Genomic DNA, 10,711 nt, shown 5'->3' on the forward strand with positions numbered 1-10,711 from the left:
GCGCGGAGATGTGATCATGCTGAATTTCTGGGCTTCCTGGTGCGGCCCGTGCCGCGCCGTGGCACCGCTGCTGGACGAGCTCGCCGAGGAGTACGCCGGCAAGCTCAAGGTCGTGAAGGTGGACACCGACGCGAACCCCCAGCTGGCGATGGCCTACGGCGTCACGTCGATCCCGACCATGAACTTCTTCAAGGGCGGCGAGCTGGTCAAGTCGGTCGTGGGCGCCAAGCCCAAGCCGGCGCTGTCCGCACTCTTCGACGAGGTGCTCGCCTAGCCCCCGCTTCACGACGAAGGGCCGGTGACACCTCAGGTGGCACCGGCCCTTCTGCATTCCCGCCCGTTGCACACCCCCGCCCGTCAGACCATGGGAGACTTGCCCGCATGAACAGCCCTGATCCCCACGGCACACGACTGGACCCCTGGTTCGACTCGTATGCCGCACGAGCGCACGCGATGCGTGCCTCGGAGATTCGCGCGCTGTTCTCCGTCGCGAACAGGCCCGAGGTGGTGTCGCTCGCCGGCGGCATGCCATACATCGGCGGGCTGCCTCTCGAGGAACTCGCGGAGATGACCAAGCGCCTGGTTCTGGAGCAGGGCGAGGTGGCCCTGCAGTACGGCTCGGGTCAGGGGGATGAGGGGCTGCGCGAGCAGATCACCCAGGTGATGGCCCTCGAGGGCATCAGCGCGCATCCCGACGACGTCGTGGTCACCACCGGCTCGCAGCAAGCCCTTGACCTGGTCACCAAGATCTTCATCGACCCGGGCGACGTGATCGTCGCGGAGGCGCCGTCCTACGTGGGCGCCCTGGGTGTCTTCCGTGCGCACGAGGCGGACGTCGTCCACGTGCCGATGGATGCCGACGGCCTGGTGCCCGGGGCGCTCGACGAGACGCTGACCCGGCTCAAGGCCGAGGGCCGCCGGGTCAAGTTCCTCTACACCGTGCCCAACTTCCACAACCCCGGCGGCGTGACGCTGTCGCTCGAGCGCCGCCCGCAGGTGGTCGAGATCTGCCAGCGACACGGCGTGCTGATCCTCGAGGACAACCCCTACGGCCTCCTGGGCTTCGACTCCGAGCCACTTCCCGCGATGCGCTCCATGAGCGAGGAAGGCGTCATCTACCTGGGGTCCTTCTCCAAGACCTTCGCCCCCGGGTACCGGGTGGGATGGGCGGTCGCCCCTCACGCCGTGCGCGAGAAACTGGTGCTGGCCTCCGAGGCGGCGATCCTGTGCCCGTCGAATGCCGCACAGATGGCGATCAGGACCTACCTCGATCACGCCGACTGGCAGGGTCAGATCAAGAAGTTCCGGGAGCAGTACCGCGAGCGCCGGGACGCCATGATCGGAGCGCTCGAAGAGCACATCCCCTCCGCGTCGTGGAACGTCCCCGAGGGCGGCTTCTACGTGTGGGTGAAGCTGCCCGAGGGCCTGGACTCCAAGTCGATGCTGCCGCGTGCGATCACCGCCCGCGTCGCGTACGTCGCCGGCACCGCGTTCTACATGGACGGCTCCGGATCGACGCACATGCGGCTGTCCTACTGCTATCCGACGCCCGAGCGCATCCGCGAGGGTGTCCGGCGCCTGGCCGGGGTGGTCGATGCCGAGCTCGAGGCCGTCAGCATCTTCGGCCAGGAGTACCGGCCCGGCGGCGGAACCGTCGACTTCCCTTCTCCCGACCTGGCATGACGGCGTGCCACCAACGCTTGGAGGACTGACATGGACGTGATGATCCTGGCCGGCGGACTGTCGCACGAGCGGGACGTCTCGGTGCGCTCCGGGCGGCGCGTCGCCGAGGAGCTTCGCGATCGAGGCTTGAAGGTCTCCATCCATGACGTTGACACGAGCTTGATTCCCGCTTTGCACCAAGCGGCCGATTCGGTGGTCTGGCCGCTCCTCCACGGCGCCTCAGGGGAGGACGGGTCCCTCCAGGCGCTGCTCGAGCTCACCGACGCCCGGTACGTGGGCACGCGTTCCAAGGAGGCGCGCGTCGCCTGGGTGAAGTCGGTCGCGAAGGCGGTGTACGGCCGCGACGGCGTCGCGACCCCCGAGTACGTCACGCTTCCGCAGTCCCTCTTCCGCGAAGTGGGTGCCGAGCAGGTGCTCGACGCGATCGTGGCCAGGTTCGGGCTGCCGCTGGTGGTCAAGCCGGCACGCGGCGGCTCCGCACTGGGCGTCACCCTCGTGAAGGAGCGCGAGGAGCTCGCGCGGGCCATGGTCCACTGCTTCGCCTACGGGGACACCGCCATGATCGAGTCCGCGATCGACGGGACCGAGGTCGCCGTGTCCGTGATCGGCACGGGCGACGAGGCCGTGGCACTCGCCCCTGTCGAGATCGTCTGCGACGGGCCGTACGACTACGACGCCCGCTACAACCCCGGCCGCGTGGAGTACTTCACCCCCGCCCGGTTGTCGCCGGAGGTCGCGCAGGCGGTCGCCGACTCCGCCCTGACGGTGCACCGCCGGCTGGGCCTGCGGCACCTGTCGCGCATCGACATGATCGTCGACGGCTCCGGCGTTCCCCAGGTGCTCGACGTCAACATCGCGCCGGGACTCACGGAGACGTCGCTTCTGCCGCAGGCGGCCGTGGGCGGAGGCCAGGACCTGGGAGAGCTCTACGAGCAGATCGTCAGGGCCGCGGCCTCCTAGACGCGCGCGAGAATCATCATCCCTGGTAGATGGTGAATTGTACCGGACGCTTGGACAGACCGTGCCCGCCGGTGCTGCGCCGGTGCCTCGCCTCAGTCCTGGTCGACGGACCCCAGGATGCCGGGATCGGTCGGGTCGAGCACCGAGACGATGCGGTTGAGATCCTCCACGGATGCGAAGTCGATGGTGATCTTGCCACGCGAGCGACCCAGCTGAACCCTGACGCGAGTGTCGAAGCGGTCGCCCAGGCGCGATCCCAGCTCGTCGAGAGCGGGGGTGTGGGCACCCGCGCGCACCGTGCCGCGCTGGGGGGCCGGCTTGCCGACGCCGAGCGTGACCGCCTCCTCCGTCGCTCGCACGGACAGCCCCTCGGCGACGATGCGCTGGGCGAGGACCTCCATGTCTGCGGCATCCTCGAGCCCCAGGAGCGCACGGGCGTGACCGGCGCTCAGCACGCCGGCGGCCACGCGCTTCTGGACGGGCGCGGGCAGGCGCAGCAGACGCAGGGTGTTGGTGATCTGGGGCCGCGAGCGGCTGATCCGCGACGCGAGCTGCTCGTGAGTGATCCCGAAGTCCTCGAGCAGCTGCTGGTATGCGGCCGCCTCTTCCAGCGGGTTCAGCTGGCTGCGGTGGAGGTTCTCCACGAGAGCGTCGCGCAGGAGGTCGGTGTCGTCAGTCTCCCGGACGATGGCCGGGATGGTCTCGAGGCCGGCCTCCTTGGTCGCGCGGAGCCGCCGCTCGCCCATGATGAGTTCGTAGCCGTCGCCCTCGGGATGGGGACGGACAACGATCGGCTGCAGGACGCCGATCTCCTTGATGGATCCGACCAGTTCAGCGAGTGCCTCCGGGTCGAAGACGTCGCGTGGCTGCCGCGGATTGGGCATGACCGAGTGGGGATCGATACTGGCAAACCGGGCTCCGGGGACCGGCAGCAGGTCCGGCGATTGCGCCGAGGGGCTGGAGAAGAAGACGTCGCGCGGTCGGGCCGCGCCCGCGGCTCCCGTCGAGCGCTGCTGCGGGGTCTTCTCGGCCGTCTCGACCGCGACCGAGGCCGGGGCGTCGCTCGACTGAGCCGCGTCCACCTCCGGCTCGCTGGGAATCAGGGCGCCGAGTCCACGGCCGAGTCCACGCTTGGGCTTGGTCACTGCTGTTCTCCTTCTTCAGAACGCACGGCTCCGCGCACGGCGATCTCTCGGGCGACAGCCGTGTAGGCGACGGCACCACTCGAGTGCGGATCGTGCGTGATGACCGTCTGGCCATGCGACGGCGCTTCGGACACGCGGACGCTGCGGGGCACGGTCTGCTCGAGCGTCTGGCGGGGGAAATGAGTCCGAACCTCGTGCGCGACCTCACGCGCCAGGTTGGTGCGACCATCGAACATCGTCAGGACGATCGTCGATACCTCGAGGGTCTTGTTGAGGTGCTTGCGCACCATCTCGACCGTCTTGATCAGCTGTGTCAGGCCCTCCAGCGCGTAGTACTCGCACTGAATCGGAATCAGGACCTCGTGTGCGACGACCATGGCGTTGAGCGTCAGCAGTCCGAGGCTCGGGGGGCAGTCGATGAACACGTAGTCGAGCCTCTTGCCCGGACCCTCGAGCAGTTCCGTGAGGGCGTCGTGGAGGCGGAACTCTCGACGCACCACCGAGACGAGCTCGATGTCCGCGCCGGCCAGGTCGATGGTCGCGGGCACGCACCACAGCGTGGGGATGTCGGGGCAGCGCTGAGCGACCTGCGCCATGGGGGTGTCGTCGAGCAGGACGTCATAGATCGATGGCGTGCCGGAGTGGTGGTCGACACCCAGAGCGGTCGAGGCGTTCCCCTGCGGATCCGCGTCGATCACGAGGACGTTGGCGCCGCGCTTGGCGAGAGCGGCGGCAATGTTGACCGTCGAGGTCGTCTTGCCCACGCCGCCCTTCTGGTTGGAGACCGCGAAGACACGGGTGGAGGCCGGTCGGGGGAAGTCCGCGGCCTCGAGTTCCTGGCGCAGTCGTTCAGTCGCGATCAACTCATTGGCCAAGGGGCTTCCTTCGTCGTCACCGAGTGCATCGAAAGCGTCGAGCGTTTCACGTGAAACAGGGGCGGTGAGGGGATCTATGCCGTCGCCTCCGAGTCCGGGCCTTCCCGGGTGGGTGGCGGTGTGCGACGAGGGCTCCATGCTCCGGTGCCCCGACTCTTCGCTCACTCCGGATCCTCTCTGTTTCACGTGAAACAACCCCGCCGGGGTTGCGCTCCGCACGACTCTACCGCGTCTGGTCCGCGGAGGTCCCTGTGGAAAAGAACGGGGGACAACCCCGATTCTCCGTACAACTCGGGTGTGGATAACGCTGGGGACAAGCGGTGGTTCCCGTGCGCCGGCGCCGACCCGCGTCGCGAGATCGCCTCAGCTCGCGGGCGCCAGGCGGACGACCGTCGTGGGCTCGAGGCCCTCGATCGTGGGCGCCGCATGCACCGATCCGACGAGGCCGAACTTGCGCAGCACGTACTTCGCTCGCTCGACCTCATCCGGCGCCGATCGGCCCTTGAGCAGTGCCATCTCGCCGCCGTCGGCAAGCAGGGGAGCACTCCACTTGACGAGCTTGTCGATGGACGCGACAGCCCTCGCGGTGACGACATCGGCCTCGACGACGTCGCGTACCTCCTCCGCGCGCCCACGCACGACGGTGACATTGTCGATCCCACAGCGCTCCGCCGCCTCGAACAGCCACGTGGTCCGCCGCTCCATCGGCTCCACGAGCACCACGCGGCGCTCGGGCAGCATGGCGGCCACTACGAGGCCGGGCAGCCCGGCACCAGAACCTACGTCGACGATGGTCCCCTCGCGCAGGAACGGCACCACCGCCGCGCTGTTGAGGATGTGCCGCTCCCACAGCCGGGAAAGCTCACGGGGCCCGATGAGGCCCCTCAGCACTCCCTGGTCGGCAAGCAGCTCGGCGAAGGCGAGAACGCGCGGGTAGGAGTCCCCGAAGTACTCGTGGACCTCACGTGACTCGTGCAGGGGATCATCGGCGAGGCTCACGGACTCGCCCATCTCCTGGTTCTCGCTGCTCATCTCGACATCACTGTTTCACGTGAAACACGTCACGCGGACGGTCGCACCACCACGTGGCGGTTCGGGTCCTCGCCCTCCGACTCGGACAGCAGTCCGCCCTCGAGGACGACGTCGTGGACGACCTTGCGCTCGAATGCGTTCATGGGCGCGAGCGCGACAGACTCGCCCGTCTCCTGCACCTTCGCGATCGCCTCCCGCGCCTGCTCCGCGAGACGATCGCGGCGGCCGGCGCGGAACTCGGCGATGTCGAGCATGAGGCGACTGATCTCGCCGGTCTCCGACTGGACCGCGAGACGAGCAAGGTCCTGGAGCGCATCCAGCACTTCGCCGTCGGGACCCACGAGTCGCTTGAGGTCCTGGCTCGGACCGTCCGCGACCACCGCCACCTTGGCGCGCCCGGCCTCAACGGAGATGTCGATGTCGCCATCCATGTCGAGGATGTCGAGGAGCTCCTCGAGGAAGTCAGCGGCGGCGTCTCCCTCGGCCTCGAGGCGAGAGTTGTCCTGATCAGTCATCGTCGTCCTTCTTCTGGGAGTCGGGGCCGCTGTCGGCATCCGACGCGGGGGAGTCTGGGGTGCCGGCAGGACGCGGCCCGCCCTTCTTGCGCTTGGAGCGCGACTGGCTCTTCTTGGGCTGCTGGCGCTGTCCAGCCCGCGGTGCCTCGAGCTCGGTGATGTCCTCGCTCGTGCCCTCGATGACCAGCCCCTTGCGCTTGGCCTTGGCCTCCTTGCGGGCCTTCAGCTGCTTCTCCGCCTCGGAACCGGGAGTCGGGTTGTTCCGGATGACGTAGAACTGCTGACCCATGGTCCACACGTTGGTCGTGGTCCAGTAGATGAGGACACCCACGGGGAAGTTCGGACCGGTGATCACGAAGATGAACGGCAACGCGTACATGAGGATCTTCTGCTGCTGGGCCATCGGACCCTCGAGGGCCGAGGCCGGCATGTTCTTGCGCGTGAGCTGACGCTGCGTGGTGAAGGTGGTCGCCACCATGGCCACGATCAGAACGGCAGAGACAATCTTGGCCGCCGCGCCCGTCGAGGAGAGGAAGGTCTCCGAGAGCTGCGCACCGAAGATCGAGGCGTCGTGACCCTGTTCAGCTAGTTCGGGCGTGAGCCAGCCGATACCGCTGTAGTTGCCGTTCTCGTCCGGACGCATCTGGTAGTTGAGCACCCGGAAGAGCGCGAAGAAGATGGGGGCCTGCACCAGGATCGGCAGGCACGAGGCGAACGGGTTCGTCTTGTGCTTGGAGTAGAGCTCCATGGTCTCGCGGCTCATCGCCTCGCGGGACGCCTGGTCCTTCTTGTTCTTGTACTTGGCCTGAATGGCCTTCAGCTCCGGCGCGATCACCTGCATCGCTCGGGATGCCTTGATCTGCTTGACGAACAGCGGGATCAGGAGAATGCGGATCGTGACCACGAGGCCCACGATCGACAGCGACCAGGTCCACCCGGACGCCGAGTCCATTCCTACGGCAGTGAACAGCCAATGCCAGGCCACCATGATGTTGGCGACCACCCACTCCAGTGGGAAGAGGATCGTCTCGAGAAAGCCCACGTCGGTCCTTAGGTAGAGGGTGCGGAGGCGGTCGCCTCCGTTGAGGTTCGTGAGGAGCGGAACAGCGGCGCGCCGCGTTCAGGCACGTCGTCGACACCGCCGTGGCTCCAGGGGTTGCAGCGCAGAACACGCCACGAGGCCAGGATGAATCCGCGTGCTGCACCATGCCGGCGTACGGCCTCGAGGCCGTAGGAGGAGCAGGACGGGTAGTACTTGCATCGGGGCCCTAGCAGGGGTGATACCACCAACTGGTACGCCCGGATCAGTCCGATCAGCACGAGTCCGGGTACACGCGCGACCGCGTGGAGCGCGGAGCTCATGCCAGTGCCGCCTTGCGCAGCGCTGTCGACAGCGCATCCATCACGTCGGAGCGCAGGTGTTCGAAGTCGACGTCAGCCGATCGCGGCAGCGCACGGATCACCACGGCGGTGCCGGTCGGCAGCTCCGGCAGCGCGGACGCCATGATCGCGCGCAGCCTGCGCTTGACGCGGTTGCGGATCACGGCACCTCCGACTGCCTTGGATACAGCGAAACCGGCCATGCTGTCAGCATCGCCGGTCTGCTTGACGTACACGACTACGGTCGCCCGCCCGCTCCTGGTGCCGCGACGCAGCACCGCGGAGAAATCCGCAGCCGCCGTCATGCGGGAGCGGGCAGGAAGCACCTTACGCGGACAGCTTGGCGCGGCCCTTGCGACGGCGGGCCGCGAGGATCGAGCGGCCGGCACGGGTGCGCTGGCGCAGGCGGAAGCCGTGCGTCTTGGCACGCTTGCGGTTGTTCGGCTGGTAGGTCCGCTTGCTCACGGGTCACTCCACAGAAGTCTTCAGGGTACGGTCAGAACAGCGCACTAACGTTACGCGCGTACGGGCCCCGGGTCAAATCTCCACCGGCGCATTGGACGCGTGCCCTGAACAGGATAGGCTCCACCATCACGAGCGCGAGGGTGTGGAGGACACGCCGACGTCTACGGTTACGAACTGATGACATCCTCTCAACCGCTGTGTAGAACCATGTGGAGAAAGGCCCGGAGGGAGATCATCGATGGTTGCTGAGCCCGCCACCCAGTCCATGGACGAGGTGTGGACTCGCACCCTGGAGCTGCTCCACGATGACGAGTCGGTGACCGCGCAGCCGCGCAGCTTCATCCGCATGATCAAGCCCCTCGCCGTGGTGGAGGACAACGTGTTCCTCGCCGTGCGCGAGGACTACACCAAGAACTACGTCGAGAACACGATCCGCGACGTCATCACCCGAGCCTTGTCCCAGGTCCTCGAGCGCGACGTCCGCATCGCGGTGACCGTCGACGCGTCGGTGACGCCGCCGGAGCCCTCCGACTACAGCGACGACGACCACGAGCCTCAGCCGGAGCGTCCCGCACGCCGCCAGGCGCCCACGCCCCCTCCGGCCGCCTACGAGGATCCTCACCTCAACCCGCGCTACACGTTCGACACCTTCGTCATCGGCTCGTCCAACCGGTTTGCTCACGCCGCGGCCCTCGCCGTCGCCGAATCCCCTGGCAAGACGTACAACCCTCTGTTCATCTACGGTGATTCCGGACTCGGCAAGACGCACCTGCTGCACGCGATCGGCCACTACACGCGACACCTCAAGCCGCAGACCCGCGTGCGCTACGTGAACTCCGAGGAGTTCACCAACGACTTCATCAACTCGATCCGTGACGACCAGTCCCTGAGCTTCAAGCGCACCTACCGCGAGGTGGATGTCCTCCTCATCGACGACATCCAGTTCCTGCAGGGCAAGGAGCAGACGCTCGAGGAGTTCTTCCACACCTTCAACGCGCTGCACAACGCCGGCAAGCACGTGGTCATCACCTCGGATGTGAGCCCGCGCAACCTCGACGGCATCGAGGAGCGCATGCGCACCCGCTTCGAGTGGGGCCTCATGACCGACGTCCAGCCGCCGGACCTCGAGACGCGTATCGCGATCCTGAGGAAGAAGGCCGCCGCGGATGACGTCCAGGCCCCGTCCGACGTCCTCGAGTACATCGCCTCGAACATCACGAGCAACATCCGTGAGCTCGAGGGCGCTCTGATCCGTGTCACGGCCTTCGCGGCCCTGAACAAGCAGCCCGTCGACCTCAGCCTCGCCCAGGTGGTCCTGAAGGACCTCATCTCGGACGACGACTCGGAGATCACGGCCTCGTCCATCATCGGCACGACCGCCGACTACTTCGGCATCTCCATGGAGGAGCTGACCGGAACCAGCCGCAGCCGGGTCTACGTCACCGCGCGCCAGATCGCGATGTACCTGTGCCGGCAGCTGACGGATCTGTCGCTGCCCAAGATCGGCGAGCACTTTGGCGGCAAGGACCACACCACGGTGATGTACGCCGTGAAGAAGGTCGAGGATCAGATCGCTCAGCGGCGCCAGATGTACAACCAGGTCAACGAGATCCACGCGCGCATCAAGCAGCAGTCCCGCAGCTGACCCGCGCATCGGTCACTTCTCACGCCACAACTCACCCATACCGGACACGGGTCTGTCGTGCACACCTGTGGATAACTCTGTGGACGGCCGTGGATGCCATGCGTGATCCACAGGGACAGAACTGTGGGAAACCGTGGACGGCGTGTGAATGACAAGAATCCCTCCACCGCACGTCATGACGAATCCCAGGTCTCATCCCACGGATGCTCACATGACCGCATCGGCCGGTACCAGGGACTCTTGTCGTTCTCCCCAGATTCCACGATGCCTATGACGACTACTCACTCTTGTCATTCAGCCCTCCGATCGATCGACCTTCATGACGTTTCGACCTCTCCGGGCGCGACGGCGCCCCAGGCCCTTCCGCTGTCGGCTCAGTGGCGTAGTCTGTGCGGCAGAAACCGAGGAGACCTGAATGAAATTCACTGTCGACCGCGACGTTCTCGCCGATGCCGTCGCGTGGACCTCGCGCGCCGTCCCGGCGCGCCCGCCCGTGCCGGTGCTTGCTGGAGTCCGCATCACGGCCGATGCGACGGGCGAGGTCACGCTGGCCAGCTTCGACTACGAGGTCTCGGCTCGGGGAACCTTCGCGGCTGACGTCGACTCCGCGGGCGAGGTGCTGGTCTCCGGGCGCCTGCTCAAGGAGATCGCGAACGCGCTGCCGCACAAGCCGGTCGAGTTCTCGCTCGACGGCACCAAGGTGTCCGTCACCTGCGGTGCGTCGCGTTTCACGCTCGCCACGATGCCGGTCGATCAGTATCCGGCTCTGCCCGAGCTTCCGGAGCAGTCCGGCACGATCGACGGCGCCGAGTTGCAGCGAGCGGTCTCGCAGGTCACGGTCGCGGCGTCGCGGGACGACTCGCTGCCCATCCTCACGGGAGTCCGCGTCGAGATCGAGGGATCGCACATCTCGCTGCTTGCGACCGACCGCTACCGCCTCGCGCTGCGCGAGCTCGAGTGGAAGCCGTCGAAGTCGGACATCTCTGCCGTGGCGCTCGTACGCGCCAAGAC

The 10,711-nt window shown here is 67.1% G+C and carries 13 protein-coding genes; 5 read left to right on the forward strand and 8 right to left on the reverse strand.

Annotated features, from left to right (window positions below; translation table 11 throughout):
- Positions 1-10: 10 nt before the first annotated feature.
- From trxA to QZ483_RS10080, 3 genes are all read left to right on the forward strand, one after another.
- Positions 11-274, forward strand: a complete 264-nt coding sequence (gene trxA / locus QZ483_RS10070; protein WP_297083582.1) for a thioredoxin — start codon at positions 11-13, stop codon at positions 272-274.
- A 107-nt stretch (positions 275-381) separates the two neighbouring features.
- A complete protein-coding gene (locus QZ483_RS10075) occupies positions 382-1,683 on the forward strand; it encodes a PLP-dependent aminotransferase family protein (RefSeq protein ID WP_297083560.1) in 1,302 nt (433 codons plus the stop codon).
- Positions 1,684-1,713: 30 nt separating this feature from the next.
- Positions 1,714-2,643, forward strand: coding sequence for an ATP-grasp domain-containing protein (locus tag QZ483_RS10080; RefSeq protein WP_297083562.1), 930 nt, complete (start codon positions 1,714-1,716; stop codon positions 2,641-2,643).
- Positions 2,644-2,735: 92 nt separating this feature from the next.
- On the opposite strand, the gene QZ483_RS10085 is transcribed toward QZ483_RS10080, so the two are convergent.
- The 8 genes from QZ483_RS10085 to rpmH all read right to left on the reverse strand — a co-directional run bounded on the left by QZ483_RS10085 (position 2,736) and on the right by rpmH (position 8,055).
- Positions 2,736-3,788, reverse strand: coding sequence for a ParB/RepB/Spo0J family partition protein (locus QZ483_RS10085; protein WP_297083564.1), 1,053 nt, complete (start codon positions 3,786-3,788; stop codon positions 2,736-2,738).
- The gene (locus tag QZ483_RS10090; protein ID WP_297083566.1) at positions 3,785-4,663 is read right to left on the reverse strand and encodes a ParA family protein; all 879 of its coding nucleotides are present in this window, start codon (positions 4,661-4,663) and stop codon (positions 3,785-3,787) included. Before QZ483_RS10090 ends, QZ483_RS10085 begins: the two co-directional genes overlap by 4 nt.
- Before the next feature lie 363 nt (positions 4,664-5,026).
- Positions 5,027-5,695: a 16S rRNA (guanine(527)-N(7))-methyltransferase RsmG gene (gene rsmG / locus QZ483_RS10095; protein ID WP_297083568.1), complete on the reverse strand. Its 669-nt coding sequence runs from the start codon at positions 5,693-5,695 to the stop codon at positions 5,027-5,029.
- Positions 5,696-5,724: 29 nt separating this feature from the next.
- Entirely contained in the window at positions 5,725-6,210 is a 486-nt protein-coding gene (locus QZ483_RS10100; RefSeq protein WP_297083570.1) for a R3H domain-containing nucleic acid-binding protein, read from the reverse strand.
- Positions 6,203-7,252, reverse strand: coding sequence for a membrane protein insertase YidC (yidC, locus tag QZ483_RS10105; protein ID WP_297083572.1), 1,050 nt, complete (start codon positions 7,250-7,252; stop codon positions 6,203-6,205). The genes QZ483_RS10100 and yidC overlap by 8 nt, the downstream gene beginning before the upstream one ends.
- A gap of 8 nt (positions 7,253-7,260) precedes the next feature.
- On the reverse strand, positions 7,261-7,572 hold the full coding sequence (gene yidD / locus QZ483_RS10110) for a membrane protein insertion efficiency factor YidD (protein ID WP_297083574.1): 312 nt from the start codon (positions 7,570-7,572) through the stop codon (positions 7,261-7,263).
- Positions 7,569-7,979: a ribonuclease P protein component gene (gene rnpA / locus QZ483_RS10115; RefSeq protein ID WP_367117102.1), complete on the reverse strand. Its 411-nt coding sequence runs from the start codon at positions 7,977-7,979 to the stop codon at positions 7,569-7,571. The genes yidD and rnpA overlap by 4 nt, the downstream gene beginning before the upstream one ends.
- Positions 7,918-8,055, reverse strand: a complete 138-nt coding sequence (gene rpmH / locus QZ483_RS10120; RefSeq protein WP_297083578.1) for a 50S ribosomal protein L34 — start codon at positions 8,053-8,055, stop codon at positions 7,918-7,920. Before rpmH ends, rnpA begins: the two co-directional genes overlap by 62 nt.
- 265 nt (positions 8,056-8,320) lie before the next feature.
- Between rpmH and dnaA the strand changes: the two genes are divergently transcribed.
- Positions 8,321-9,700: a chromosomal replication initiator protein DnaA gene (dnaA, locus tag QZ483_RS10125; RefSeq protein WP_297083584.1), complete on the forward strand. Its 1,380-nt coding sequence runs from the start codon at positions 8,321-8,323 to the stop codon at positions 9,698-9,700.
- A 415-nt stretch (positions 9,701-10,115) separates the two neighbouring features.
- Positions 10,116-10,711: DNA polymerase III subunit beta (gene dnaN, locus QZ483_RS10130; RefSeq protein ID WP_297083580.1), on the forward strand; the 596-nt coding region annotated here is incomplete at its 3' end.

It is taken from the genome of uncultured Demequina sp. (genome assembly GCF_913055775.1).
GTDB lineage: Bacteria > Actinomycetota > Actinomycetes > Actinomycetales > Demequinaceae > Demequina.